This window comes from Bacillus sp. R86525 (assembly GCF_042466195.1).
GTDB classification, from domain to species: Bacteria; Bacillota; Bacilli; order Bacillales; family Bacillaceae_G; genus Bacillus_A; species Bacillus_A nitratireducens.
Genome location: NZ_JAXHPX010000007.1, coordinates 543695 through 569146, shown reverse-complemented (window position 1 = coordinate 569146; position 25452 = coordinate 543695). Strand labels below are relative to the sequence as shown.

At 36.8% G+C, this 25452-nt stretch carries 29 protein-coding genes, 1 pseudogene and 1 other annotated feature (1 of these 31 running past the window's edge); of the genes and pseudogenes, 5 read left to right on the top strand and 25 right to left on the bottom strand.

What is annotated here, in order from left to right:
* Positions 1–45: 45 nt before the first annotated feature.
* The 6 genes from SJY24_RS05240 to SJY24_RS05215 form a co-directional block, all read right to left on the bottom strand.
* Positions 46–390, bottom strand: coding sequence for a hypothetical protein (locus SJY24_RS05240; RefSeq protein ID WP_000781227.1), 345 nt, complete (start codon positions 388–390; stop codon positions 46–48).
* Between the two features lie 154 nt (positions 391–544).
* Positions 545–853, bottom strand: coding sequence for a thioredoxin family protein (locus SJY24_RS05235; RefSeq protein WP_080028970.1), 309 nt, complete (start codon positions 851–853; stop codon positions 545–547).
* Between the two features lie 3 nt (positions 854–856).
* A complete protein-coding gene (locus SJY24_RS05230) occupies positions 857–1201 on the bottom strand; it encodes a toprim domain-containing protein (protein ID WP_000640865.1) in 345 nt (114 codons plus the stop codon).
* Positions 1202–1697: 496 nt separating this feature from the next.
* Positions 1698–2081 (bottom strand): glycine cleavage system protein GcvH, encoded by a 384-nt coding sequence (gene gcvH / locus SJY24_RS05225; protein ID WP_000026895.1) that lies wholly within the window; start codon positions 2079–2081, stop codon positions 1698–1700.
* 41 nt (positions 2082–2122) lie between these two features.
* Positions 2123–2488, bottom strand: a complete 366-nt coding sequence (locus tag SJY24_RS05220) for an arsenate reductase family protein (protein WP_000218970.1) — start codon at positions 2486–2488, stop codon at positions 2123–2125.
* A gap of 420 nt (positions 2489–2908) precedes the next feature.
* The gene (locus SJY24_RS05215) at positions 2909–3436 is read right to left on the bottom strand and encodes a hypothetical protein (protein WP_377863959.1); all 528 of its coding nucleotides are present in this window, start codon (positions 3434–3436) and stop codon (positions 2909–2911) included.
* 144 nt (positions 3437–3580) lie between these two features.
* Here SJY24_RS05215 and SJY24_RS05210 point away from each other — a divergent pair, with 144 nt between their 5' ends.
* Positions 3581–4228, top strand: coding sequence for a phosphatase PAP2 family protein (locus SJY24_RS05210; protein WP_377863958.1), 648 nt, complete (start codon positions 3581–3583; stop codon positions 4226–4228).
* 55 nt (positions 4229–4283) lie between these two features.
* On the opposite strand, the gene SJY24_RS05205 is transcribed toward SJY24_RS05210, so the two are convergent.
* From SJY24_RS05205 to SJY24_RS05185, 5 genes are all read right to left on the bottom strand, one after another.
* A complete protein-coding gene (locus SJY24_RS05205; protein WP_377863957.1) occupies positions 4284–5297 on the bottom strand; it encodes a PTS sugar transporter subunit IIC in 1014 nt (337 codons plus the stop codon).
* A gap of 22 nt (positions 5298–5319) precedes the next feature.
* Positions 5320–6270, bottom strand: a complete 951-nt coding sequence (locus tag SJY24_RS05200; RefSeq protein WP_483861724.1) for an L-lactate dehydrogenase — start codon at positions 6268–6270, stop codon at positions 5320–5322.
* A 245-nt stretch (positions 6271–6515) separates the two neighbouring features.
* Complete coding sequence (locus tag SJY24_RS05195; protein WP_002015950.1) at positions 6516–6764, bottom strand: spore coat protein; 249 nt, start codon at positions 6762–6764, stop codon at positions 6516–6518.
* Between the two features lie 13 nt (positions 6765–6777).
* Positions 6778–6963 (bottom strand): hypothetical protein, encoded by a 186-nt coding sequence (locus tag SJY24_RS05190; RefSeq protein ID WP_002089398.1) that lies wholly within the window; start codon positions 6961–6963, stop codon positions 6778–6780.
* A 143-nt stretch (positions 6964–7106) separates the two neighbouring features.
* The gene (locus SJY24_RS05185) at positions 7107–7820 is read right to left on the bottom strand and encodes a CPBP family intramembrane glutamic endopeptidase (protein ID WP_242311108.1); all 714 of its coding nucleotides are present in this window, start codon (positions 7818–7820) and stop codon (positions 7107–7109) included.
* Positions 7821–8062: 242 nt separating this feature from the next.
* Here SJY24_RS05185 and SJY24_RS05180 point away from each other — a divergent pair, with 242 nt between their 5' ends.
* Complete coding sequence (locus tag SJY24_RS05180; RefSeq protein ID WP_264539414.1) at positions 8063–8191, top strand: hypothetical protein; 129 nt, start codon at positions 8063–8065, stop codon at positions 8189–8191.
* Positions 8192–8283: 92 nt separating this feature from the next.
* Here SJY24_RS05180 and SJY24_RS05175 read toward each other — a convergent pair whose 3' ends face one another.
* From SJY24_RS05175 to SJY24_RS05150, 6 genes are all read right to left on the bottom strand, one after another.
* Positions 8284–8850, bottom strand: a complete 567-nt coding sequence (locus SJY24_RS05175; RefSeq protein ID WP_242311109.1) for a permease — start codon at positions 8848–8850, stop codon at positions 8284–8286.
* 98 nt (positions 8851–8948) lie between these two features.
* Positions 8949–9506, bottom strand: coding sequence for a TetR/AcrR family transcriptional regulator (locus SJY24_RS05170; protein ID WP_242311110.1), 558 nt, complete (start codon positions 9504–9506; stop codon positions 8949–8951).
* Between the two features lie 3 nt (positions 9507–9509).
* The gene (locus SJY24_RS05165; RefSeq protein WP_242311111.1) at positions 9510–10232 is read right to left on the bottom strand and encodes an MBL fold metallo-hydrolase; all 723 of its coding nucleotides are present in this window, start codon (positions 10230–10232) and stop codon (positions 9510–9512) included.
* Positions 10233–10370: 138 nt separating this feature from the next.
* On the bottom strand, positions 10371–12155 hold the full coding sequence (locus tag SJY24_RS05160) for an acyl-CoA dehydrogenase family protein (protein WP_000416295.1): 1785 nt from the start codon (positions 12153–12155) through the stop codon (positions 10371–10373).
* Positions 12156–12364: 209 nt separating this feature from the next.
* Entirely contained in the window at positions 12365–13537 is a 1173-nt protein-coding gene (locus tag SJY24_RS05155) for an acetyl-CoA C-acetyltransferase (RefSeq protein WP_001206343.1), read from the bottom strand.
* Positions 13538–13558: 21 nt separating this feature from the next.
* On the bottom strand, positions 13559–15940 hold the full coding sequence (locus tag SJY24_RS05150; protein ID WP_377863956.1) for a 3-hydroxyacyl-CoA dehydrogenase/enoyl-CoA hydratase family protein: 2382 nt from the start codon (positions 15938–15940) through the stop codon (positions 13559–13561).
* 237 nt (positions 15941–16177) lie between these two features.
* On the opposite strand from SJY24_RS05150, the gene SJY24_RS05145 reads away from it, so the two are divergent.
* Together SJY24_RS05145 and SJY24_RS05140 are read left to right on the top strand one after the other, a co-directional pair.
* Positions 16178–16324 carry a YuzL family protein gene (locus SJY24_RS05145; protein ID WP_001096346.1) on the top strand — a complete coding sequence of 49 codons (147 nt, stop codon included), beginning with the start codon at positions 16178–16180 and terminating at the stop codon, positions 16322–16324.
* 87 nt (positions 16325–16411) lie between these two features.
* Positions 16412–17251 (top strand): D-alanyl-D-alanine carboxypeptidase family protein, encoded by an 840-nt coding sequence (locus SJY24_RS05140; RefSeq protein WP_377863955.1) that lies wholly within the window; start codon positions 16412–16414, stop codon positions 17249–17251.
* Positions 17252–17273: 22 nt separating this feature from the next.
* On the opposite strand, the gene SJY24_RS05135 is transcribed toward SJY24_RS05140, so the two are convergent.
* From SJY24_RS05135 to SJY24_RS05115, 5 genes and pseudogenes are all read right to left on the bottom strand, one after another.
* Positions 17274–18191: a proline dehydrogenase family protein gene (locus SJY24_RS05135; RefSeq protein ID WP_377863954.1), complete on the bottom strand. Its 918-nt coding sequence runs from the start codon at positions 18189–18191 to the stop codon at positions 17274–17276.
* 310 nt (positions 18192–18501) lie between these two features.
* Complete coding sequence (locus SJY24_RS05130; protein ID WP_001290599.1) at positions 18502–18747, bottom strand: YusU family protein; 246 nt, start codon at positions 18745–18747, stop codon at positions 18502–18504.
* Between the two features lie 47 nt (positions 18748–18794).
* Complete coding sequence (locus SJY24_RS05125) at positions 18795–19097, bottom strand: MTH1187 family thiamine-binding protein (protein WP_001018862.1); 303 nt, start codon at positions 19095–19097, stop codon at positions 18795–18797.
* A 78-nt stretch (positions 19098–19175) separates the two neighbouring features.
* Entirely contained in the window at positions 19176–20000 is an 825-nt protein-coding gene (locus SJY24_RS05120; protein WP_377867216.1) for a methyl-accepting chemotaxis protein, read from the bottom strand.
* Positions 20001–20123: 123 nt separating this feature from the next.
* A pseudogene (locus SJY24_RS05115) lies at positions 20124–21119 on the bottom strand (cache domain-containing protein); the annotation flags it as partial.
* Positions 21120–21384: 265 nt separating this feature from the next.
* Here SJY24_RS05115 and SJY24_RS05110 point away from each other — a divergent pair.
* Positions 21385–22143: a TrmB family transcriptional regulator gene (locus SJY24_RS05110; protein ID WP_377863953.1), complete on the top strand. Its 759-nt coding sequence runs from the start codon at positions 21385–21387 to the stop codon at positions 22141–22143.
* A gap of 180 nt (positions 22144–22323) precedes the next feature.
* Here SJY24_RS05110 and SJY24_RS05105 read toward each other — a convergent pair whose 3' ends face one another.
* From SJY24_RS05105 to SJY24_RS05095, 3 genes are all read right to left on the bottom strand, one after another.
* Positions 22324–22497 (bottom strand): hypothetical protein, encoded by a 174-nt coding sequence (locus tag SJY24_RS05105; protein WP_002034605.1) that lies wholly within the window; start codon positions 22495–22497, stop codon positions 22324–22326.
* Positions 22498–22576: 79 nt separating this feature from the next.
* The gene (locus SJY24_RS05100; protein WP_377867215.1) at positions 22577–23761 is read right to left on the bottom strand and encodes an MFS transporter; all 1185 of its coding nucleotides are present in this window, start codon (positions 23759–23761) and stop codon (positions 22577–22579) included.
* 108 nt (positions 23762–23869) lie between these two features.
* Positions 23870–25183, bottom strand: a complete 1314-nt coding sequence (locus tag SJY24_RS05095; protein WP_098766263.1) for an APC family permease — start codon at positions 25181–25183, stop codon at positions 23870–23872.
* A gap of 65 nt (positions 25184–25248) precedes the next feature.
* Positions 25249–25452: a binding site (T-box leader), on the bottom strand; it runs 33 nt beyond the window's last position.

Sequence of the window (25452 nt, the reverse complement as noted above, 5' to 3'; positions counted from 1 at the left end):
CGCCATGTCAACAGAAATTTTCGCAAAAAAAGAAACTTCAGACTTTTAAGCACCCACTGACATCGGCTTACATATATGAAACATTGATTCAATTAACAACATCGTTCGATACGTTCCCGAATATTGCACACGCCCATCGCTCATTAACGTCTGCAACCTTATATTTCCACTCACCAAACGTTTTACATCCTCTTCCCCTAAACACACGATTTGTTCTGTTCCTCTTTCCTCTTTCAAAAGTTCAATATAATCCCTTGAAATTTGTAATGAACAGCATTCATCTCCAAAACGAAAATTAACAGTTCTTTCTCCTTGTCTTAAAAGCGGTTCTAAATGATATTGTCCATTAGCGTAATTTACAAATGATTGTAGCAAAGAATATAATTTCACCCTAAATCACATCCTTCATATCACTTTCTATTACACATACCATTCCCTCTCACTAAAGAGCAATCCTGTAACTTTCGCTCGACAAATACTGTAACCACCCTGCATCTCGACATATTTCCCAAGAAATATGTCGAGGCGGCAAAAACTTTGCCGCCTACTTTAATTCCGTATATAAATATTCCACCGAATGAAATGCATATATCTTCTTCATTAGTGTCCCATTTTCAAAAACAAGTAAACAAGGTACACTTTCTATCCCATACTCTTTCGCTAAATGCGGAGCATAATTTAAATCTAACATTCCAATTTTCAAATCTTCAATCGTCATCTCGACAACCGTTAACATCTTTTTTGCTAATTGGCATGTTCCACACATTGGTGTATATACATATAGCACTGTTTTTTCTTCGTTTTCTATTAGGGCTGTAGCTTCGGTACCTGTCCAGTCAATCACTTCTATCATTCCTTACCGTAAATATTCTGTATAAACGTCAATGTCAGCTCCCCATAATACATTTGCTAAGTGTGAAGATGGCGCAGTCGCCACCTCGCGATACGAGCGATCGATATAAATATGCTCTGCTTGCGGAAATTCTTTTCGAAATTGTTTCCTTAACTTTTCCCCTGCATCATCAGCATCTACTAGCACATATACGTCCTTATCAAAAAATTGATCAATGAGCTCATCCATTTTCGACAAACCAATTGTACCATTTGTACAAACAATTTCCACCGGTTCACGAATAATAGATTCAATCTTTCTTCTGTCTGACTTACCTTCTACAATAATGACTTTTTCCACATAAATCATATGTCATCACCCGATCACCATATACTATACAACCTTTAACTTAGTATATAGTATATTCGTTATTTTCATGTTGTTTCCTGTTTATTTTTGCAAAAGAAAAGCGGGACCGACTGTTTAGCCCTGTTGGCTAAGGTTCTTTCGCACAGAAGACGCTTTTTGTCTTCTCGTGCGGAAGGTTCTTAGACATGAAGGGCTAGGAGGTGGAGCTAGACAAAGAAAATCGCAAGCGGCTCGTTTAGATTGTGAAGGGGATGGAGCTTCCTGACGTAGAGGCGCTTTTGGCCTTGCAGGAAGACGCGAAGTCACCGAACAATCTAGCCGCTGGAGCTGGATCACAATAAAAAGCAGAACCCGCTCAATCAACATGAAACATCTACGAAAAAGTTTTTCAAAACTCTTCTCCTATATGATAATTAATGTATATGTGCTTTCAAATTCATTATGTAACACAACATAAAAAAGGACAGCACAAAGGCTGTCCTTTAGTCGACTATAATTAGTCTTGGTTTGTCATTTCTGCATATTTTTCTGCAGTTAATAACTTCTCAACTTGGCTTGCATCAGAAAGTTCAACTTTAACCATCCATGCACCCTCGTATGGAGATTCGTTAACAAGTTCTGGTTGGTCACTTAATTCTTCGTTTACTGCTACAACTTTACCACTTACAGGTGCGTATAATTCAGAAACTGTTTTAACAGATTCTACGCTTCCGAATGGCTCGTCAGCTTGGATTGTTGCACCTACTTCAGGAAGTTCAACGAATACGATATCGCCTAACTCACCTTGCGCAAAATGAGTAATACCGATAACAACCGCATTACCTTCTGTTTTTACCCATTCGTGTTCTTCAGAGTAACGTAAATTATTTGGAATGCTCATGACTGTACCTCCAGTGAATGTATTAATTATGTAAAAATACCTTATTGGTACTTTTTCCACACACTTTCAAACTGCTCTTCGTTAAAACCAAGTGTTACACTCGTTCCATTTGTTACAATTGGACGTTTAATTAACATGCCATCAGATGCTAAAAGCTCGTACATTTCGTCTTCGCTTGCATCCTTTAACTTATCTTTTAAACCAAGTTCGCGGTAACGCATTCCACTTGTATTAAAGAATTTTTTTAATGGCAATTCACTTTTCTCATGTAAATTACGTAAATCTTCTTTTGACGGTGGATTTTCAACAATATGAATCATCTCATATGCTACATCGTTTGCCTCAAACCATTTTTTTGCTTTTTGACATGTGCCACACTTTGGATATGAATAAAATGTTACTGTCATAAATTCACCTACTTTTTTACTAACCTTTACCTTTATCATATAGAAAACGTTTTATTATTTCAAACGATTATTCGCTAAACTTTTACTTATTTCGTGATAATTTTTAATAATCCTGCTAATTTTTCTTATTTTTCCGCCATTTACTAAGGAAAAATAAATATATAATTTTTTTAAAACTTTTTTCTCATCCCACACCGAACATATATCTTAAACAAACGTTTGATTAATTTCCAATTTTTCTACCTCAACCTTTGAAATACATATATTTTTTCATACCGAACATATATCTTAAGCAAACGTTTGATTAATTTCATGTTTTTCCACCTCGACCTTTGGAATACATAGATTTTGCCCTACCGAACATACCTCTTAAACAAACGTTTGTTTAAAAATAAAAAAGCCCTTTTACAGGCTCCTTCATCATCGACTTAAATAGTCCGAAATTGTTTGAAATACTATGATATACATATTATGAATATTTTGATTGGAAACAGTATCATTATATAACCCCATACCCCAATACTGTCCTTCAGGGCTTCCCATGTTTACAAACCCTTGCGTATACATCATCGCTCTATCTCTTGGCGCATTGTCATAATCTAAATCTTTTTCAGTAAAAATCAAATATGGTCTATCCTTTAAACCGATAAAAAACACGGGTTTCTTTAATGATAAAAATAAGTCCGTATACTGTTCCTTTGATGCTTCTTGAAAATATTCTTTCATGACGAGAAAACCATCAACCTTTGCTGATTTCTCCTGCATCTCTTCTAACTTCACGTTTTCAAACTTTATATTCCTAAACGTATCTTTCGGCTTTTCACCAACAACTCCAATTACGAGTGCTCTCCCGTTGTATTCTAATTTCTCTCCTTCTTTATCCTTTGCACACCCAGTACCCACTAGGCATAACAATATAAAAACTAAGAAATAAAATGAACGCTTCATTTAGCACCCTCTCCCTCTTTTAAGTCAAGTGACAAAAGTGTAAGGTAAATTCAAGAAAATGTAAGTGAAATCGATAGCCCAATTGGATTTTCTATATTATAATCAATTGAATTTACTTACATTACTAAAACATAGGAGCTTATCATGAAGAATTTTAAACTTTCATCTTTTCTTCCGTTAAGTTATATACTTCTACTCGTACTCGTAAGTCCCCTTTACGATGTATTAAATAAATCTACTGTACACGCAGTGGATGTCACAACTGTAGTAGATGATTGGATTCCATTTGTTAAAGCATTTATTATTCCTTATTTACTTTGGTTTCCTTACTTATACGGCGCACTTATTTATTACTGCTTTGCGGATCGAAAACAATATTATGTCACTTTAAGTAGTGTTATTCTTGGAAAGCTTGCTTGTTTTTCTATTTATTATTTTTGGCAGACAACTGTACCACGTCCAACAGTCGTTGGAACAGACGTATTTTCCGAACTAGTCCGCTATATTTATAGTATTGATCAACCGGTAAACTGTTTCCCTAGCATTCACGTTCTTACTACCTTTGTCATTATGCTAGCTGCCTTTAAACGTAGAGAACAACATGCTTTTGAATATTACATCCTTACGTTCTTCGGTACGCTTATTATTTTATCAACGCTATTTACGAAGCAACACGCATTTGTAGACGCCATTTCTGGAATGACGCTTGCAAGCATACTTTACTTCGGCGTTCAGCTTTTATTAGCAAAAGAAACCGTACGTGTTCCAGTAAAACAAAATCAAAAGATGTAAAAAGCAGACTGTGGCTTCCAGTCTGCTTTTCTCTATATAAAAGGAGATTTTCAAATTAAGATTGCGGTACAGTCATATCACCTGAGTGAATACGACCTGCTTTTTTAAGAGCGATGTAAAGTATATAAGAAACAGCTACTGGGATGATGATATAAGTGATTATCATCGCTGGGACAACTTCCCATCCTTGGCTGGAAATTAAATTAATTGGTGCGATAAGGGAACTTAATCCAAGACCTGCAATTTCTTTCCCTGCTTCCAGTTGGAAAATTAATGCTGATACTGGACCTACTATAGCGCTGGCGACGACAGTTGGGATGAGGATCATTGGATTTTTAGTAATGTTCGGCAACTGTACTTTCGGAGTACAAAGTGCCTGAGCTAATATGCCACCTAAATTATTTTCTTTCGCTGAGATAACAGAGAATCCGATAAACTGAGCAACACATCCTGCAAGAGCTGCACCTCCTGCAACACCATCTAAGCTAAGCGCTATCGCTAAAGCAGCTGATGAAGCTGGAGAGATAAGTAATAATCCCCAAACTACAGCAATCACGATAGAAGCGACGAACGGGCTACCAGCTGAACTATCTTTAATGAATGCTCCAACTGCATTTAAAACTGGGCTAATATTTTGAGCTAACCAAATACCGACTAAACCAGAACCTAATATTGCTGCAAATGGAACGAGCATCATATCTAAAGCTGTTTTTCCGCTTAATCGTTTACCAATATAAACTGCTAAAGTCGCTGTTAATAATGCACCGATTGGTTCACCTGTTTTAATGATGAGACCAGCTTCAGTAATTGAAATGGAACCTGCTCCAATTGCTCCAGCTACCATTGCTGAGAAAATTACGAGTCCGTTTGCACCAAGCATAAAAGCAATTCCGGCTCCAATTGCTGGTGCCATAAGTGATTTTGCAACAACTCCGATTGTAATAAGTAATGGGATATCAACAATTCTTCCTATATTTTCGATCAGTAAACCAATTCCAAGGGATACGAAAATACCCTGTGCGATTCCAGCAGAAGCTTTAAACACACGAGACATTATATATTCCTTCATTTGTTTCACCTTCTCCTATAATTTAGTAACCAATTGTTTTCATATAATCGCGTAAAACATCGTTTGATTTTGCAAAGCGACTTTCTTCATCTTCTGATAAGTTTAGTTCTACAACTTCTCTTACACCGTCTCTAGTAATAATTGCTGGTACTCCTGTACAAATATCGTATTCGCCATATTCACCATCTAAAATAGCTGAAACAGCGATAACACGGTGATCATCATTGAAAATTGAGCGCGCAATATAAGCTAAAGAATTTCCGATTCCGTAATAAGTAGTTCCTTTACGCTTATAAATTTCCCATCCAGCTTTTGCAGTCTTCTCAACAATTTCATCTAAATCTATTTCACCTAAGCGTTCTTTTTGTCCCTCTAAAATTTGCAGAATGGATTTTCCACCAACAGTTACATGAGACCAAGCAACCATTTGAGAATCACCATGTTCTCCTAATGAATACCCATGAATACTACGAGGGTCTACATGTAACATTTCAGATAAAATAGTTCTTAAGCGAGAAGAATCTAATGATGTACCAGTACCAATCACACGATTTCTAGGTAATCCAGATAATTTCCACACTTGATATGTAATAATATCAACTGGGTTCGATGCGATTAAGAAAATGCCATCAAATCCACTTTCCATTATGCCATTCACAGCACTCTCCATAATCTTGGCGCTTGCTCCTAAAGTGTCTAAACGACTTTGTCCAGGCTTCGGCGCTGGTCCTGCTGTAATAATTACAATGTCCATATCTTTGCAGTCTTCATAGCTTCCGGCATATACTTTTGTTCTTGTATTTGTAAAGTTAATGCAGTGCGATAAATCCATCGCTTCTCCAACTGCACGTTCATGATTTATATCAATTAATAATAATTCTTCACAAATTCCTTGGTTTACAATGGAATACGCACAACTTGATCCAACTAATCCAGTACCGATAATTGCAATTTTTCTTGTGTTTCTATTCATAGCAATCTCTCCTAATCGATCATGTAATCTATTTTTTGTTCTTTACACTCTTCATTATAGAGATTCCCACGATAGAAACCATGGATACTTTGTGAAATATTGAACAAACTTTTGTCCTTTTTGTGAATTGTTATATTCAATTTTCGTCATATTTGTTACAACTGGAAAAATATTTTTTATGTATTTATTGACATATACCAAACAAAAAAAACGAGCGAATCCATTCGCTCGTTTCATTCATCACACTATTCCGCACTTAATTGACTTTTTAATTGCTGTACAATCATTGGATTAGCAGGTGCTGCCGGTTTGTAATAACTCTTTTGCTTTGCGTATTCATACATATTACGCTGACGCATCTCATCTTGATTACGAATTTGAATTAACGTTTGATGTAACTGTTCATTATCAGACTGAGAAATATAATTTGCATAACTTGTTAAACTTGAATTTAACCCTGCTAAATAATCATTTACCATATCTTTTTCATTCATCTTTCGCTTCCTCCTATCCTAGGAAAGTCATTAATTGTTGTTTCGTATTTCGTGCATCTTGCGCATCCTTCTCAAGCATTTGCTTTAGCTGTGGGTCCGTACAAGCCTGTGCATACTGTTCCAATTTGTTAATAATCGTCGCATGTCCACCAATTAAATGACGTAAGTTTTCAACTTCAAGCTCTGTTAAGTTTTGCATATAACATACCCGCCTTTCTTTGTTCATTCATCATTAGTATTTGGTTCTTTTTGGATTGTATTCATTAACTTTTCCCACATATAAACAAAATAAAAGATGAATAGCTAGGCCATTCATCTTTTCCGCTAAATATTCATTCAATTTTATAAAGAAACAATCATACTTATACTCACAAGTAGGTTCCATACAATATGTAAAATGATACTAGGTACAATAGATTGTGTTTTCTTATATAACATAGCAAATACAATCCCCATAATCATTGCCGTAATCGGAAAACCACCATGAAGAATCCCAAAGATGAAGGAAGAAATAATGATACCAACTAGAAAACTATATTTCTTTTCAAAAAATCGATACAAAATACCTCTATATAAAATTTCTTCTTTAATTGGTGTAATTATAGCAACACTTAACACATATATAATACTTTGTAGACTATTTTGAAGTCCTAAGCTCCCTAATTGATCTCGTTGCTGCTCTGCACTTTCAAAGCTAAACAACTCTAACATTACATACTGAGTTAATGCAATGACGATAAAACCTATTAATAAATACAAGTAGGTTTTCCCATTTTTTAAAACAGATACATTCCAAATGTTCTTAATAAAATGAAGCACTGGTTTATAAGCACATAAAACAATAGTAACAACAGCTGCATCAAATAGAAGTAAATAATACCCCTCTAAATTAGCACGTAATACCTCTTCTCCAAAAATCCCAAGGGCTAAAGCAAGGAATAATCCCCCTAATAGTGAGAACCCTAAAATGCTTGCAATCGTTACAACTAGATTTTTATATGTTATGTTATCTACTTCTCTTTCTGCATCATACGCGTCTAATACTGTTTTTCTCATACTATTCCTCCATTTGTTTTCATTACCTTAACAAAAATCCTTTAATGAAAATATATAGATAATATAACAAAAATTTCAAAAAGAATAATATGCAATTTTACATATCATGAAAGCTTTGTATTATATAGTTTTTGGAATTAGATTACTATAAAATAATCATTAGATGGAATTTCAAAAATTTCTTATCTATCCACCATAACCCTCGCATCATATAAAACTTATTAATTAAAGGAGAAATGAACATGAAAACACATGACTTCCTTACAGAAATCCAGAAGGGCTCTGAACCTAATCCATATCAAGATCCTATCGCATTTATTTTCGTTTGCTTTTCCTTAGCCATATACACATTTTTCAAACCTGCAAGATAATATCATTTAATGGGAAAAAGCCTACTGTTTTTTTGGAATCATATGCACTAAAAAACCTTAGAATTGCTTCTAAGGTTTCCGGCTATTCATATTCAAGACGCCATACTTATAAGTAACGAAAGAATTAATAATCCAACTACCAATCCGCCGGTTACTCGTGCTATACATTTCTTTTGTTCGCCCGCACTGGAAACGGTAAATCGGAAGTATAATATGCCACCCACCGCAATAAGAATACATTCCAATATGATACTAATAGCCGGAAATCGCCACAACCCAAAACCAAGCATAGGTAAATCTCCGAAATTCCCTGGAAGTAACGGCAAATCAGCACGGTGCACAAGTAAATCAAGAATCCAATGACTAAAAACTACAGCCCCAACAACAAAGCCACTCCGCTTGCCCCAAAACCTCATACCCAACATTCCTGCAACAAAAGCAATAAACAGTGCTCCTATTAAAGAGTGTGAATAATCCGCGTGAATGATCGCTTCACCATAACCATTACTATTAATAGGTTCAATTGTCTCTACTCCTAAAACATAAAGCGGTAAAAAAATGATATCCAATAATTGTGTACTTAACATGAGAGCCCAAAGTGGTAGTTTAGGTGACTTTGTTTTCACTACTGCCGCTAAGCCAAAATGTCCTGCAAACATTTCACTTCACATCCTTTTGTAATTTTGCCTCCAGCAAACCGCAGCCTACTATACAAAAAGCATAATCAGCAACAAATTCACGTTGTCTCTCTTCTTATTCAATCTCTCATTACATGTAATCCTTTAATAAACGTTTCCAATAACACATGTAAACTTGTATCTAAATCTAGCGGCAAACCAAATCCACCCTGCTGTTCAATCGACGCAAATCCATGACAAATACTTCTGAATCCACGTGTCGCATGAAGTGCATTCTCTCCTTCTAAGCCGTATTGTTGTAAAATCTGAAGACAAAGCTTTACAATTCCGTCACCTGCTTTTCTTACTTCTTCATCTCGTAAAAAGGTTGCTTCATACAACCCAGGATGTTTTCGGACAAACGCTACGTACGCTTCTCCTAATACATGAATTGCTTCATCCATACGTTTATCCGAGGCCGCTTCTTCCAGTCTGTTATGCAGCTGCTTTATTCCGTAAATACCAAGATTTTTCCGTACATCTTGTAAACTTTTCACATGATTATATAGCGAGGGCGAACGTACCCCTAACCTTTTCGCTAATGAAGCTAATGTTACTTCTTGTATTCCATTTGTATCTGCAATTTCTGCAGCTGTTTCTACAATTTTCTGTAATGTAAGTCCGATTCTCGGTGACATAAATTAACCCTCTTTCATACTTTCTATATTCTGCTTAGCTTCCTTAATAGCAAGTTTTATGGCAGTGCCTGGATCCTTTATCATTTTTCCATGTCCTGCCGCAAGCAAGGAAGGCTCATATTCTCTTAGCTTCTCTGCACTTTGTAATGATATTTCTTTGCTCCACGTTGCCATCGCAGGAAACGGAAACCAAAATTTCATTTGTCCCGAAACAGCCATACCTCCTCTTGTTTGGAAGGCATCCCCGACAATAAGAGCTTTATTTCGTACATCAAGAAACGACATGGATCCTGGCGTATGTCCCGGTGTCATAATCGCAAGAAGCGATCCAACTCGGTCGCCCTCTTCCAATAAAACATCCGGTACCGTTTTTACCTTTTTCGGTACACCGCCTTTTATTGGTATATTCGGTTCATCCTTTTGTAACGACGTATCTCCTTCTAACAACTTTGCGTCCCGCTTAGAAATATAGACTGGGACATCAGGAAGTACTTCCTTTAATGCGTCTAATGCACCGATGTGATCATCATGCGCGTGCGTTAATACAATCTTAGTAATTGGTTTCCCTATTTTCTCAGCCGCCTGTAAAATACCTTTTGCGCTATATGGCAAAGCCGCATCAATTAAAGTTAAACCATCTTCTTCCTCCACAAAGTAACAATTCACAGGAAACACTCTTGGTAAAAATGACAATTGATATACCGTTTTTTCATGTATCATTCTCATATTTCCAGCTCCTTTTCCAAAAAACTAACGATATTAGTTTCATTATACTAATGGCATTAGTTTTATGTCACTAAAAATTTCATTTTTTCAAAAAAAAAGAACGGTAGTCGTTTATACGACTACCGTTCTTTAAAGATATTAAACTGTATAACGCTCATCTTCTAAAATTTTCGCAGCAATTTCACGTTTCTTCGGAATTACGTTAAGTGGCGTGTGGCGTGTTAATTTGCGTAATGATGATAACATCATGCGCAGCATGTCGCCATTTTCAACTGCGATAAGTGTTTCTTTCGCATCTGCTTCGATTTCATTGAATGCTTCTTGGCAGAATACTTCAGTGTATAACACTTTTTGTTTATTCTTTTCAAGACCAGTTGTTTTAATTGCTTTTTCTGTACGAAGAACAGCTGATTCCATTGCGTAAAGGTTGCTTACGATGTCAGCGATATTCACAAGAATTTCTTGCTCTTTATCTAATGCTTTACCGTATTTTTGAGCAGCTAATCCAGCTACCATTAAACCGATTTTCTTCGCGTTAGTTACTAAATATTTTTGAAGTGCTAATGGCTCATCGCCTACTTCTTCTGGCATCATCATCATTAACTCTTCTTGTAATTTTTGTGCTTTTTGAAGAAGTGGTAATTCACCTTTCATCGCTTTACGTAAGAACGTACCTGGTACGATTAGGCGGTTAATTTCGTTCGTTCCTTCGAAAATACGGTTAATACGAGAATCACGGTACATTCTTTCAATCTCGTATTCTGCCATAAATCCGTAACCACCGTGAATTTGAACACCTTCATCTACTGTATAATCTAATACTTCAGAACCGAAGACTTTATTTAAAGAACACTCGATTGCATATTCAGCGATAGAAGCTGCTACTGCTTTACCGTCTTTTACTTCTTCTTCAGATAATGTGCTCATGCGGCTTTCGAATAAACCTACTGTACGATATACAGAGCTTTCAGCTGCATATGTTTTTGCTGCCATATTCGCAAGTTTCTCTTGAATTAATGGGAAGCGAGCGATTGGTTGTTTGAACTGTTGACGTTGGTTTGCATATTGTGCTGAAATTTCTACTGCACGTTTCGCAGATCCGACTGTACCAACACCTAATTTATAACGACCGATATTTAAAATGTTGAACGCGATAATATGACCTTTACCGATTTCACCAAGTAGATTTTCTTTCGGTACTAATGCATCTTCTAAAATTAACGTACGAGTTGAAGAACATTTAATACCCATTTTCTTTTCTTCTGGGCTTGTAGATACGCCTGGATACTCTTTCTCTACGATAAATGCTGAGAAGTGCTCACCATCTATTTTTGCATATACAACAAATACATCAGCGAATGCAGAGTTTGTAATCCATTGTTTTTCACCATTTAATACGTAATGTGTACCTTCAGCATTTAAACGTGCAGTTGTTTTTGCACCTAATGCGTCAGATCCTGAACCTGGCTCTGTTAATGCGTATGCAGCTAATTTTTCACCAGTTGCAAGTAGTGGTAAATATTTTTTCTTTTGCTCTTCGTTACCGAATAATACGATTGGTAACGATCCGATACCTACGTGAGCACCGTGAGTAATTGCAAAACCACCTGCGCGAGAGAATTTCTCTGCGATTAACGCTGAACTTACTTTATCAAGGCCAATTCCGCCGTACTCTTCTGGTACGTCAGCGCCTAGTAAACCAAGTTCACCAGCTTCTTTTAAAAGACGAACAGAACGATCAAACTCGTGTTGCTCTAAATATTCAAGCTCCGGAAGAACTTCATTTACGATAAAGTCCTCTGTCGTTTTTGCAATCATTTTATGCTCAGATGAAAAATCTTCTGGCGTAAACACTTGATCAATCGTAATCTCATCTACTAAAAAGCTACCGCCTTTAACCGCATTTCCTACTGTTTTTTCCATGAAAATTTCCTCCTTTATATTTTCATGAGCAGCTTCTCTCATTTTGAAAGAAGCTGGCTCTCCCATTTATTTTTTATAAACCTTTGTTGCTTCCATTCTTTTTATCTAATCCAGTTCCGGTGGCTTCGCTTCTTCCTGCGAGGCAAAAAGCGCCTCTACGTCTGAAGCTCCATCCCCCTCACATTCTGAGCGAGCCGCTTACACTTTTTTTATAGTAATTCAAACACTCCCGCTGCTCCCATTCCGCCGCCGATACACATTGTTACGATACCGAATTGTTGGTTGCGGCGTTTCATTTCGTGAATAAGAGATAGTGTTAGTTTTGCTCCTGTACAGCCAAGTGGATGTCCAAGTGCGATTGCACCGCCGTTTACGTTTACTTTTTCCTCATCTAAACCAAGTTCACGAATAACTTGGATCGATTGAGAAGCGAATGCTTCGTTTAGTTCGAATAGACCGATATCAGATAGCTCTAAGCCAGCTAACTTTAACGCTTTCGGAATTGCAGCGATTGGACCGATTCCCATTACTTCTGGTGGTACGCCTGCTACTGCGAATGAACGGAATTTCGCAAGTGGTTTCATGCCATCACTCACTGCTTTTTCACGATCCATTAATAGTACAGATGCTGCACCGTCACTCATTTGTGAAGAGTTACCAGCTGTTACAGAACCGCGAACATTAAATGCTGGACGTAATTTACCTAAAATATCTAATGTTGTCTCTGCTCTTACACCTTCGTCTTGTGCGAAAATGATTGTTTCTTCTTGCAGTTTGTTGTTTGATCCAACAGTACGTAATGTTACATCTACAGATACTGTTTCATCAGCAAAGTTCCCTGCAGCTAATGCTTTCGCAGCACGTTGATGACTTCTTACTGCAAATGCATCTTGTTCTTCACGAGAAATTCCATATTTCACAGCAACTTGCTCTGCTGTATGTCCCATACCCATATAATATTCTGGTGCTGCTTCTACAAGGCGACTATTCGGACGAACAACGTGTCCCATCATTGGAACTAAACTCATTGATTCCGCTCCGCCTGATAATACAGCTTCAGAGTGTCCAAGCATAATGCGCTCTGCTCCGTAAGCGATACTTTGTAAACCTGAAGAACAGTAACGGTTAATTGTAATGGCTGGAACATCGTAAGAAAGTCCTGCTAGCCCACCGATATTACGAGCCATATTTAAACCTTGCTCTGCTTCTGGCATCGCACAACCGAAAATTAAATCATCGATTGGTCCTTCATAATTCGCACGCTTTAACGTTTCTTTTACTACTAACGCCCCTAGATCGTCAGGACGAACTGTTTTTAATGAACCCCTCTTTGCTTTTCCAATTGGTGTTCTTGCTCCCGCAACAATGACAGCTTCTCTCATGAACGATATCTCCCCTCGTTATTAGTTACGTAATGGCTTTCCTTTTACAAGCATGTGCTGCATTCTTGCTTGTGATTTCATCTCACTTACTAAGCTAATAAATGCTTCACGTTCTACATCTAATAAATACTGCTCATCAACTTCTGTTCCGTACGGTACTTTTCCGCCCGCAATGACATATGCAAGTTTCTTCGCAATGTGCAGATCATGTTCAGAAATGTAACCTGATAAATGCATTGCCTCTGCACCAAGTACAAGCGCTGCATATCCTGTCTCACCAACAACTGGTATCTTTTTGCGGATAGGTGCTTTATAACCTGCTTCATATAAAGAAAGTGCTTTTTGTTTCGCATCATATAGTAAGTGATCACCATTCACACTAATACCGTCTTTATCGCCTAAGAAGTTGTTCGATACAGCTTCTTGTGCTGATGTAGAAACTTTCGCCATCGCTACAGATTCGAATACTTTATTCGCAACTTTTTGTAAGTCGAATTCTACACCGTTTGCCATTTTGTTTAAGTGTTTAATGTATAACTCTTTGTTACCGCCTCCGCCAGGGATTAAGCCAACACCTACTTCTACTAAGCCCATATATGTTTCGCTAGAAGCTTGAATGCTCGCTGCTGGTAAGCAAACTTCTGTACCGCCGCCAAGCGTCATACCATATGGTGCTGCTACGACTGGCTTAGAAGAGTACTTAATTTTCGTCATTGCATCTTGGAAGTTTTTCACAACCCACTCAATTTCGAAGTAGTTGTCGTCTTGTGCTTCCATTAAGATCATTGCAAGGTTCGCACCAACGCAGAAGTTCTTCGATTGGTTTCCGATAACAAGACCTTTATAATTCTTCTCTACTTCATCAACAGCGTAGTTAATCATTTGCGTAATATCCATACCGATTGCATTGCTCTTCGAATGGAATTCTAAACAAAGGATTCCGTCGCCTAAATCAATTAAGCTCGCTCCGCTATTTTTCTTTAATACGCCGTTTTTCTCTTTTAACTGCTTAAGAGAGATTGCTTTTTTGTTACGTTCGATTAGCCTATATTCACCATTATCGTAATAGTAGCTATCGCCGTTATCATGTTTATAGAAAGTAGTGAAACCTTTCTCTACCATTTCTTTCACCCAAGCAGGAACATTTGCGCCGTTTTCTTCCATCTTTTGAACAGACTTTTCAACACCGATTGCATCCCAAATTTCAAATGGCCCTTGCTCCCATCCGAAGCCCCATTTCATCGCTTGGTCAATCGCAACGATATCGTCCGCAATTTCTTTATGAAGTTTTGCAGAGTATAAAAGAGTCGGTGTGATAATGTTCCATAACAACTCTCCTGCACGGTCTTTTGCGTATACAAGCGCTTTCAATTTATTCGCTAATCCTTTTTCTTGTTTACTTAACTCTACGGATGCAGCTTTTAATTTTTTGCGCGCTTCGTATTCCATCGTTTCAGGGTTTAATTCTAAAATTTCTTTTCCTTGTTTTAAGAAGAAGCCTTGACCTGTTTTGCTTCCAAGCCATTTTTTATCAAGCATGTCATGCATGAAAGCTGGTACTTTAAATACATCACGCTCTTCTTCTTGTACATTTTCATATACGTTATTGGCAACGTGTACGAATGTATCTAAACCAACAACATCTAATGTACGGAACGTTGCGCTCTTCGGACGACCAATTAATGGACCCGTTACAGAGTCAACTTCTCCAACGCTATAGCCGCGCTTAATCATTTCTTGTAATGTTACAAGCAAGCCATACGTACCGATGCGGTTTCCAATAAAGTTTGGTGTATCTTTTGCGATAACAACGCCTTTTCCAAGAACGTCTTCGCCAAATAGTTTCATGAAGCTTAATACTTGTGGATCAGTTTCTTTCGTCGGTATTACCTCTAGAAGTTTTAAATATCGTGGTGGATTAAAAAAGTGTGTTCCTAAGAAGTGCTTCTGGAAGTCGTCTGAACGACCTTCTGCCATTTTTTCAACGGAAATTCCTGATGTATTTGAGCTCACAATTGAGCCTGGTTTACGAACAGCATCTACTTTTTCAAATAGTTTCTTCTTTATATCTAAGTTTTCAACTACTACTTCAATAATCCAATCTACATCAGCTAGACGCTCAAGATCATCTTCTAAGTTACCTGCTTCAATCAGTGCTAGATTTCCTTTCACTGTCAGAGGAGCTGGTTTTTGCTTTAATAGTTTTTGCACAGCCGTATTACTAAAACGATTTCTCACACTTTTATGTTCTAATGTAAGTCCCTTCGCTTCTTCTTCTTTCGTAAGCGCAGGTGGTACAATATCAAGCAATAATGTCGGAATACCAATATTAGCTAAGTGTGCCGCAATCCCTGAGCCCATTACGCCTGAACCTAGAACAGCAGCCTTTTTAATTTGGAACATCCATTTCTCCCCCTATTCTTGAATGAATGCTCATTCAATTTTTCGACATAAGTCGCAATCAATGAGTGAGCCTCTACTAATAAATATATGATACAGTTTGAATTTTCGCAATATATTTATTGATAAAATTTTCTGAAATAAATACTTTTCTTTCATTTGGCTATGCTATACATGTGTATTTTCTTCATTAAAATGCACTTTTCCTTTTTATAATCTGACGAAACTGGAGGAATATATATGGCAAAACTTAAGAAGAACCCTTCGAAAGCTGGAATTAGCGCAGCAAGCGTAACTGGAAATGCAGGCCCGCATAATCAAGGTGTTGAAAAAGGGCGTCAAGGTAATAACCAACAATATAAGAAGCATAATATGGGCGAAAAATAACGCTATATTTTTGGGCAGAGAACGTGGCATAATGATTAATGGCTGCTTTTTCTGCCCAATTTATTTGGAACAAAAGAGGGAATTATAATGAAACGAACAATAGTTATGATTGTAATGATTGCTACACTGTTTACAGGGATGCTTTTCTTCTCTTATGCTCACAGACAACAAGCCGTAAGAGCGGATCAACCTAGTATTACTGGGCAATATGGAATTACAATCGATGCAGACACAGGTGAAATTTTGTATGGAAAACGCGAGGATGAGCGCTCTTATCCGGCTAGTATAGCCAAAATGATGACAACTCTTCTCTTACTTGAGAATGTAAAAGAAGATGAAGAAATTACAGTTACAGAAAACGCAATAAAAACAGAAAGTCAAAGTAAGAAGATTAAGCTTCGTGCTGGTGAAAAATTAAAACGTGATGAGGCATTAAAACTTATGCTTATCATTAGTGCAGACCCGATCGCTGAGTCAATTGCAGAACATATCGCAGGATCAAAAAATGAGTTTGTGAAAATGATGAATGCTAGGGCGAAGGAACTTGGGACAAAACATGCGACTTTCAAAAATGCAAGCGGTGCTGATGCACTCGGAAATAAAGTATCACCATATGACATTGCTATTATTACGAAAGAAGCCTTGAAGTATCCGATCGTTTTAGAATATATGAATTCAATACATACAACACTACATACTTCAGAGCGTTCTCCGAAAATCGCAAACTATGGGCGGGAAGAACTATATGACGATCCATATGCAATTGGAAGTAAAAGTGGTCTATCAGCACTCGGAAAATATACAGTCGTAACTGTTGATGAGAAAGACGGTAAACGCATCATTAACGTCGTATTATCTTCTACTCGCACGCAGCTATATCCTGATACGAAGAAAATGGCACATTACGCATTTAAGCAATTAAAATAACCAAGGAGTATTTTCTCCTTGGTTATTTTTTAACCATACCTTTTAATACGAACGCAACGTTCGCTGGGCGCTCTGCTAGACGGCGCATGAAATAGCCATACCAGTCGTTTCCATAAGGCACGTAAACACGCATTTTGTAGCCTTCTTTTACTAGCTCAAGTTGACGCTCATTACGAATACCATATAACATTTGGAATTCAAATTGATCCCTTGGAATGTTGTGCTCTTCGGCAAGTTTTTTTGTATATTCAATAATCGCTTCGTCATGTGAAGCAATTGCAGTATAATTTCCATTTAATAAGTGCATTTTAATAATTTTTTTATAATTGTCATCTACATCTTTCTTGTCCGGGAACGCTACTTCTTCAGGTTCCTTATAAGCCCCTTTTACAAGACGTAAATTAGGATTATAAGCATTTAAATCTTCCATATCTTTTTCTGTACGATATAAGTAAGCTTGAATAACAGTACCAATATTATCGTACTCAGATTTTAATTGTTTAAAGATATCAATTGTTTTCCCGCAGCGTGTATAGTCTTCCATATCAATTGTAACAAACACACCATTTTCTTTTGCAGCTTCTAAAATACGGCGCATGTTGTTCATTACGATTTCATCAGAGATATCTAATCCCATAGAAGTCATCTTTAAAGAAAGTTGTGACTCAAGACCTTCTCTTCCAATTGCACGGATCGCTTCAATCGATTGGGTAGCCATTTCATTTGCTTCTGCTTCATTATCAACGAATTCACCTAAATAATCGATTGTTACACAAAGCCCTTGCTTATTTAATGATTTAATTGCAGCTGTCGCTAATTCAATCGTCTCCCCTGCGACAAAGCGACCCGCACCAAAGCGTAAACCATACTTTTTAGCCAGTTTTGTTAGCGCTTTATTTTTTGATAAGAAAAGAAACGAATTGCGCATTAATTGTTCCATGTAATTCACCCCTATGACTGTTCTTTATCTGTTTTTTACCCCTCTTCAAAATTATATCACTGTTTAAAATTATTTGATACAAATAATTATTTAGATAATTTATAAAATACTATAAAAACATTTAAAACTCCATATTCTCGCTTACAAATATGAAGGAAATATTTTTCGACATTTATAAAAAACGGGTTTACTAGGCAAAAAATAAGCATATCGAAAATATTCGACATGCTTATAAAACCCTTTATATTCCATGTAAATTATATAAGGATATTAATATAGAAAACTTGAGGTAACATTATCTCAAGCTTTTTTACTTCTCATTTCGCTTCTCATCATTCAGCTTTTTAATATTCGTAATTAACTGTACCATCTCTTCCTTTGCATCTGGATAAGTCTCATTCCAATGTTTCACTAAAGCTGGCATCGTCTTAGCCATATAAGAATAAAGCGCCCATTTTTGCACCTGCTCTTTTCGCTCTTCGTTGCTCTCTCCAAGTAATAGCTCCGTGTATTTCTCTAGTAATCCATCAAATTGCTCGTTAAACTTTTCACTCATCTTATTTCCTCCTATATGAAAAAAGCAGCGAAGATCGCTGCTTTTTCTTATAATTTTGATCGAACAGAGTTTAACTTCTTCTCCATTGTGCTTACTTTATCACGACGATCATCGATACGAATTGTTGTTGCAACGCGCTGTGCACCTTTCGTATATGGAACTTCATGCATTTGTTGAATTACTTCTAGAATGACAGGAAGATCTCCTTCAATAACCGTATTCATCGGTGTTAATTGATACTTCACGCGATCCGCATTTTTCTCTAGCACCTTTTGTACTTCTGCTACATATTCACTAACACTTGGATTACCTGTTCCTACTGGAATAATCGATACGTCAACAATTGCCATAGTAGTCTTCCTCCTATAAATTGCTTCTTATATATCCATTGTCTATTTTACCAAAATCTTTATCATTTTAATAATTTGTTATTCGTCTACTTTAAACTGCTCAACCAATCTTTCTAAGTCCTGCATATTCTCTGTCAAACTTTCCATCGTATGAGCCACTTTTTCTAAATGATTAACTTGTGACTCAGTCGCTGCATTAACCTCTTCAGAAACAGCTGCACTCTCTTGGCTTGTGCTAGCAATTGTTTGCATAACTTCTGTAATTTCTTCTTGCTCATGACCTATATTTTGCACTTCAGCTACAATCTTTTCAACTGAAGTACTAATTGTGCTTACAACTGACATAATTGTGCGGAATTCAGCCTCAGCCTCTGTCGTAACTTTATTTTGTACATCCGCAATGTCTTTCAATTTACTTACAACTTCTACAACTCTTTTTACTTCTAACTGTACATCACCAATCATTGTTGCAATCTCACCGGTTGCCTCTTTGGATTGTTCAGCTAATTTTCGAACCTCTTCAGCAACAACAGCAAAGCCCTTACCTTGCTCACCTGCACGTGCAGCCTCAATCGAAGCATTTAAAGCCAGTAAATTCGTTTGATCCGAAATACCTTTTATAAGCTCTACAACATTTTGAATCGATCCAACTCTTTGCTCTAACTTACCAGATGCTTCCTCTGTATGAACAACGATAGAAGATGATTGTCCTCTCGTACGAACTAAATTCCGCATCGTATTTAACCCTTGTTTAGATGCTTCCTCTGCTTTGCCGGTCACTCCCTTTATTTCACCAACGGAACTATTCATCTGTTCCATCGACTGTGCCATATTTTCAAGTTGTGCTGAAACTTCATCTACACTATTAGCAAGCGTAGAAGCTCCTCCGCTCACATCATCCATGGCACCTGAAACTTCTCTACTAGCTGCTACAGTTTCACTCGTTAAATAATGCAGATTATGAGTCGATTGTTGCACTGTCGATACACTATTTTTAATTTTACTTACCATTTCATTCATTTGCTCAACCATATGATTAAAGTGGGTCGTAAGCGTACCAACCTCATCTTTACTTGTCACCTTCATTTGGAGTGTTAAATCACCTTCCGCTACTTTTTGAACGTGATTCGTTAATAATTGTAACGGTCTTGCTAATCTTCTTGAGAATAAATATGAAGCTAATATTCCAATTAATAAACTTATACATGCCATTATAATAACTGTATTTCTTGTTTCTACGAGTAAGTTATCAATTGACTCTTTCGGATATACAATCCCAATTTTCCATTTCATCTTATCAAACACTTGACTATAGGCTACTACATCTTTCCCATCCAATGTCGTCACCGCAAATTGCGTTTCATCTTTATTTAAACTTTTTACAAGTGGTTCTTTTGAAACATCTTTTCCTACTTTATCTGGATATACAATGGCAATATTTTTATCATTTACAATAAACATTTCTCCGCCATTATTATATTGAATATTATGAAGTAGCTTTTGAATCGTTCCTAGTGATACATCCATTGCTACAACCCCTAACACAGAACCATCTTGTCCGACAATGGCTTTTGAAACTCCAATACTTAACTTACCTGTCGCGATTTCATATTGTGGTTGTCCCCAAATAATCGATTTTGTATCTGCTTCTGATGTTTTATACCATGGACGACTTGTTGGATCATATCCTTCAGGTACTTTTCCTCCGTCAGCAAGGTTTGCACTTAACGTTTTTTTATCTTTCGTCCCAATGTATACATCTAAAATATCAGGATGATTCTTTTTAAATCTTGAAAATTCTTTTAAAATAAAACTCTCCTCTTCTGGAGTAACCCCATCTTGTAACATGTTTTGAATATCATCATGACTCCCATAATGCCCCATGTCTTCTTCAATTCGCTGCATAAATGCAGTTAACTGCTCTGTTACAAGATCCATCGTATTTTGAGAATACTGATCGAGGGAACGCGTTTCCTTCTCCTTCTGTAACTGATACACAGCTGTACCTAGTATTACAAACATCATAGAAATAAGCACTGAAAATACTACCGCAATTTTTAAACGTAAACTTCTCAACATCTTCCCCAAAGCATCCCCTTCTCGATGAAATTTAATCATACTAATCACTATATTAAGTATAATAGATAAATATAAAAGCTCAATCTATATAGTTTAAAAAATTGAAATTTATTCTCATTTCAATAAGCTTAGTTTCCATCACACCACTTGTGTAAAAACAAATAGTTCATTATCCTTAACATATAATCTCATTCGTTCGGAGGGAACTATGTTACAAAAATTCGGTTTCTCACAATATGAAAGCCAAGCTTACGAAGTTGTCGTATCAAGCAATGAACCATTAGATGCAACAACTATCGTTAAACATTCAGGTGTTCCAAAAGCAAAAATATATGAAGTGTTAGCACGCCTAATTGATAAAGGGATGGTAATGGATTCTGTTTCAGAAAAGAAAAAATTGTATACAGCATTACCACTCAAGTTAGCAATTAAAAAGTTAACGACAGAATTCCAATCTAATATTAAAGAACTTGAAAATAATATTTCTAAAAAGTCATTTACAGATGACCGCGTTTGGAGTTTAAAAATGCAGTCTTCTATTAAAGTACAAAGTAGGCAACTTATAGAAGATGCAAAAGAATCTATACGTATCTCCGCATGGAACGATACCCTTTTAGAATATCTTCCTTTACTAGAACAACAAGCAAAACAAGGCGTCCAAATCGAGTCCCTCATCGTCGGGAAAGTAGAAACAAATTTAGAAAACATGCATTTTCTAATCCCAGCTGAAGAACCTAACGCATTAGAGCGCTACTTATTACTCATCGTTGACGATCGTGAAATTTTATTTGCTGGTGTAGAGCAAGAATCATGGCAAGCAATGAAAACAATGTCACAACCTTTCGTGAAGTTCTTTACAGAGTTCTTCTATCATGACGTTGCACTTGCGAAGATTACAGAGAAGCACCATGATCTCTTTATGCAGGATGAGGAAATTAAGGGTCTACTTATGAAGTTGAGGTACTAACAAATCCCAAAATCGATTCTACCATTTGAATAGATAATATAATTTCCCATACAAAAAGAGCTGTACCAAACGGAGTTTTACATACTCATTTGGTACAGCTCTTTTTTACGATTTCGCTAATTCAATTTTATGTAGTTGGTTTTTCGGATAGTTTTGATTTGTAAATACAGAACGGTCATTTTACGATTTTTTTTGCTCCTTTATCTCCATTAAAAGCTCGATAATCTTCTCATTTTGCTCTACTTGTTTCTCAGAATTTTGATAGATGAAACGAATCCATCTAAATACAAAAATAATAAGAAATAATGGGACTAAAGAAATTAAAAAACCAATAATTGAAAAATTAGACTCCATATACTATCACCTCGCTATATACTCCCTTCTCCATTTCCCTACTAAAACCTGTAATTTTTTACAAATTAAAAAGAACCTATCATACGATAGATTCTTCTTTCGCAAACTGATTCGAGCGTCCTCTCGTAATTGAGAAAATCGCACAAAGCAGCGCCAATATAATAAAACCGCCGCCTACCCAAGCGTTATATATAACAGATGATTTTTCAATAACAACTCCGCCTACTGTTGAACCGAGCGCAATTCCTAAATGAAGCGCAGAGTTATTTAAACTTTGCTGAATACCAGCTGATTCTGGCGCAATTTCAATTAAATAATTTTGCTGCGCTGGCGAAATCGCCCAGCTAAGCATACTCCAAAGCCCCATCATAATGATGAACAGCGGGAATGAAAATGTCATCATTGGCAACATAAAGATTGCACATGCAAATACGATAATGATGGAAATAATACTTTTCTTTGATCCCCATTTATCAGCAAGCCAGCCTCCAAGGCCACCTCCAAGTACCGCTGCAATTCCGAAAATGAAGTAAAACACACTAATCCAGTTCGCTTCAACATGCATAACATCTTTTAAAAATGGTGTTAAGTATGCATACAGTGTTAAATGACCTGTTAAAAATAAAAATGATGTCAACTGTGCACTCACTATTTTTTTATCTTTTAACGTAGCAATTTGTTCTCTTATTGATAATACCGATGTCGCCGGTACTTTCGTTAAGAACAATGAAATACAAGCAATCGCCATAACAGTTAATATCGAAATTAATACAAATGGCGCACGCCATCCATATGCATTTCCTAGCACAAGACCTAGCGGTACTCCAAGTACGAGTGATCCACTAATTCCCATGAAAATGATTCCAATCGCACGCGCACGAAAATGCGGCTCTACTACACTAGAAGCAAGTGTTACCGATAGTGCAATAATAAGCGATCCACCCGCTGCACAAATGACCCTTGAGAACATTAACATTCCGTAATTCACACTAAATGCCGAAACGATATTTCCGATTAAGAAAATCGATAATGCCCCAATGTATAATGTTTTTCTTTCAAACTTCCCTGTTAATGCTAATAAAACTGGACCTGACAAAGCAAACACTACCGAATATACGGTTATAAGCTGACCAGCTGCGCTAATCGATACTCCTAAATCATCGGCAACTAAATCAAGCGTTCCTCCTATAATTAGCTCAACCGTTCCGACTACGAAAGCCGCGATAGCTAAAATATACACACGAAAATCCAAGACTTTCCCCACACTTTCTTTTAGGTTACTACCGCTATAGTAACCTAAAAGAAAAATGGACGCAAGTATAATTTTTTCGCAATAAAAAGGCAGGCGTATAATACGCCTGCCCTTCAAACATTAAACTCCAGTTTTTTTCTTCTTATTTAAGTACCAATACACCGGGAGTCCAGTAAATACCATTCCAATCGATAAGAAACAACTTACCGGATCGTTAATAATCGCACTTCCCAGTACAAACAATGACCCTAAAATCGCAACGATTGGTACAATCGGGAATAACGGTACACTATATGCACGCTCTTTATCCTTGTTACGTCTTCTTAAAATGAAGACACCAATAAACGTCATTACGTAGAAAATATAAATAATGAATACGGAAATCTCAGATAGCTTATTCGGATCACTAATAAGCATTAAAATAATTCCTAATATGATTTCAACAGTAATCGCATTCGCTGGTGTTTTAAATCTTGGGCTTTCCTTTGCAATAAACCTAGAAAACGGAAGGTGTCCACGCTCTGCCATCGACATCGGAATACGTGGGAATGTTAAGATCTTTCCATTTAAACAACCGAAAATAGAAATGATAATACCGATACTAATAATTTTCCCGCCATATTCTCCAAGTAACATGCCCGCAGCTGTCGCTGTTGCATTTTCTCCAAGGTCCACAATTTTCGCTGCTGGTAATACATTTAATAACGCTAAGTTAATTAATACGTAAGCAGCTGTGACAATTAAAATCCCAACTGTCATTGCCTTCGGTAATAATTTTGTTGGGTTCTTCATTTCTCCGCCAATAGAAGCAAGTAAAATCCAACCATCATAAGCAAATAAAGTTGCCAAAATTGCCATCCCGATACTTTGGTTTTCTGATATCGGTACAACTACGTTGAAGATATCACTATTCCCTTTCCAAAACCCTAACACAACAATTAATATAATCGGAATCATCTTCCCAACTGTCGTAACGGTTTGAACGATGCCTCCATATTTTGTTCCCATACTATTTATAACGCCTAGGAACACAACTGTTCCAATTGCAATTGGTAAATTCCAGACTTTATCTAAATAGAAAAAATTAATCATTAAAGAACTAAAGTACAAACCTAACGTTCCAATAATAGCTGGACCATATACAATCGTTTGCATCCAGCCAGATAAATACCCCCAAAAGCTTCCGTAAATCTCCTCTAAATACGTATACAACCCACCATTTTTCGGAATCTGCGCTCCAATTTCGGCTACTGTTAAACCACTTGCTAATGTCAACAGACCACCAATTATCCAAGCCCAAATAGCCATATTAGAACTCCCTGAGTAATCTAATACGCTCCCTGGTTTCATAAACACACCAGACCCAATAATAGTTCCTACTACGATAGAAAGTGCCACTGTTAAACCAATTTTGTTTTTCTCATCATGATGCATGCTGCGTATCCTCCTTCCAATTCTAGTGTGATGCAAAAATGAAATAAAAAAACACTCCTCCCTAAAAAAGGGACGAGTGTTGTATTCGTGGTTCCACCCTTGTTTCAATTCGCAAAGTGACACACTTCACCAATTTCTCAAGTCTAAATAACGGTTTTTGCCGGCAAGCAATTACTAGATATTCGTTCACTGCTGCAGTTCAGAGGGGGTAATCGATTTTCCCGTATTAGGAAGCTCACAGCCAAAGACTTCCCTCTCTGAGAATCGTA

Coding starts and splice junctions, on each gene's coding strand:
- SJY24_RS05235 (WP_080028970.1), bottom strand. CDS start 853: ATGATAGAAGTGATTGACTGGACAGGTACCGAAGCTACAGCCCTAATA.
- SJY24_RS05230 (WP_000640865.1), bottom strand. CDS start 1,201: ATGATTTATGTGGAAAAAGTCATTATTGTAGAAGGTAAGTCAGACAGA.
- gcvH (WP_000026895.1), bottom strand. CDS start 2,081: ATGAGCATTCCAAATAATTTACGTTACTCTGAAGAACACGAATGGGTA.
- SJY24_RS05220 (WP_000218970.1), bottom strand. CDS start 2,488: ATGACAGTAACATTTTATTCATATCCAAAGTGTGGCACATGTCAAAAA.
- SJY24_RS05215 (WP_377863959.1), bottom strand. CDS start 3,436: ATGAAGCGTTCATTTTATTTCTTAGTTTTTATATTGTTATGCCTAGTG.
- SJY24_RS05210 (WP_377863958.1), top strand. CDS start 3,581: ATGAAGAATTTTAAACTTTCATCTTTTCTTCCGTTAAGTTATATACTT.
- SJY24_RS05205 (WP_377863957.1), bottom strand. CDS start 5,297: ATGAAGGAATATATAATGTCTCGTGTGTTTAAAGCTTCTGCTGGAATC.
- SJY24_RS05200 (WP_483861724.1), bottom strand. CDS start 6,270: ATGAATAGAAACACAAGAAAAATTGCAATTATCGGTACTGGATTAGTT.
- SJY24_RS05195 (WP_002015950.1), bottom strand. CDS start 6,764: ATGAATGAAAAAGATATGGTAAATGATTATTTAGCAGGGTTAAATTCA.
- SJY24_RS05190 (WP_002089398.1), bottom strand. CDS start 6,963: ATGCAAAACTTAACAGAGCTTGAAGTTGAAAACTTACGTCATTTAATT.
- SJY24_RS05185 (WP_242311108.1), bottom strand. CDS start 7,820: ATGAGAAAAACAGTATTAGACGCGTATGATGCAGAAAGAGAAGTAGAT.
- SJY24_RS05180 (WP_264539414.1), top strand. CDS start 8,063: ATGAAAACACATGACTTCCTTACAGAAATCCAGAAGGGCTCTGAACCT.
- SJY24_RS05175 (WP_242311109.1), bottom strand. CDS start 8,850: ATGTTTGCAGGACATTTTGGCTTAGCGGCAGTAGTGAAAACAAAGTCA.
- SJY24_RS05170 (WP_242311110.1), bottom strand. CDS start 9,506: ATGTCACCGAGAATCGGACTTACATTACAGAAAATTGTAGAAACAGCT.
- SJY24_RS05165 (WP_242311111.1), bottom strand. CDS start 10,232: ATGAGAATGATACATGAAAAAACGGTATATCAATTGTCATTTTTACCA.
- SJY24_RS05160 (WP_000416295.1), bottom strand. CDS start 12,155: ATGGAAAAAACAGTAGGAAATGCGGTTAAAGGCGGTAGCTTTTTAGTA.
- SJY24_RS05155 (WP_001206343.1), bottom strand. CDS start 13,537: ATGAGAGAAGCTGTCATTGTTGCGGGAGCAAGAACACCAATTGGAAAA.
- SJY24_RS05150 (WP_377863956.1), bottom strand. CDS start 15,940: ATGTTCCAAATTAAAAAGGCTGCTGTTCTAGGTTCAGGCGTAATGGGC.
- SJY24_RS05145 (WP_001096346.1), top strand. CDS start 16,178: ATGGCAAAACTTAAGAAGAACCCTTCGAAAGCTGGAATTAGCGCAGCA.
- SJY24_RS05140 (WP_377863955.1), top strand. CDS start 16,412: ATGAAACGAACAATAGTTATGATTGTAATGATTGCTACACTGTTTACA.
- SJY24_RS05135 (WP_377863954.1), bottom strand. CDS start 18,191: ATGGAACAATTAATGCGCAATTCGTTTCTTTTCTTATCAAAAAATAAA.
- SJY24_RS05130 (WP_001290599.1), bottom strand. CDS start 18,747: ATGAGTGAAAAGTTTAACGAGCAATTTGATGGATTACTAGAGAAATAC.
- SJY24_RS05125 (WP_001018862.1), bottom strand. CDS start 19,097: ATGGCAATTGTTGACGTATCGATTATTCCAGTAGGAACAGGTAATCCA.
- SJY24_RS05120 (WP_377867216.1), bottom strand. CDS start 20,000: ATGGATGATGTGAGCGGAGGAGCTTCTACGCTTGCTAATAGTGTAGAT.
- SJY24_RS05110 (WP_377863953.1), top strand. CDS start 21,385: ATGTTACAAAAATTCGGTTTCTCACAATATGAAAGCCAAGCTTACGAA.
- SJY24_RS05105 (WP_002034605.1), bottom strand. CDS start 22,497: ATGGAGTCTAATTTTTCAATTATTGGTTTTTTAATTTCTTTAGTCCCA.
- SJY24_RS05095 (WP_098766263.1), bottom strand. CDS start 25,183: ATGCATCATGATGAGAAAAACAAAATTGGTTTAACAGTGGCACTTTCT.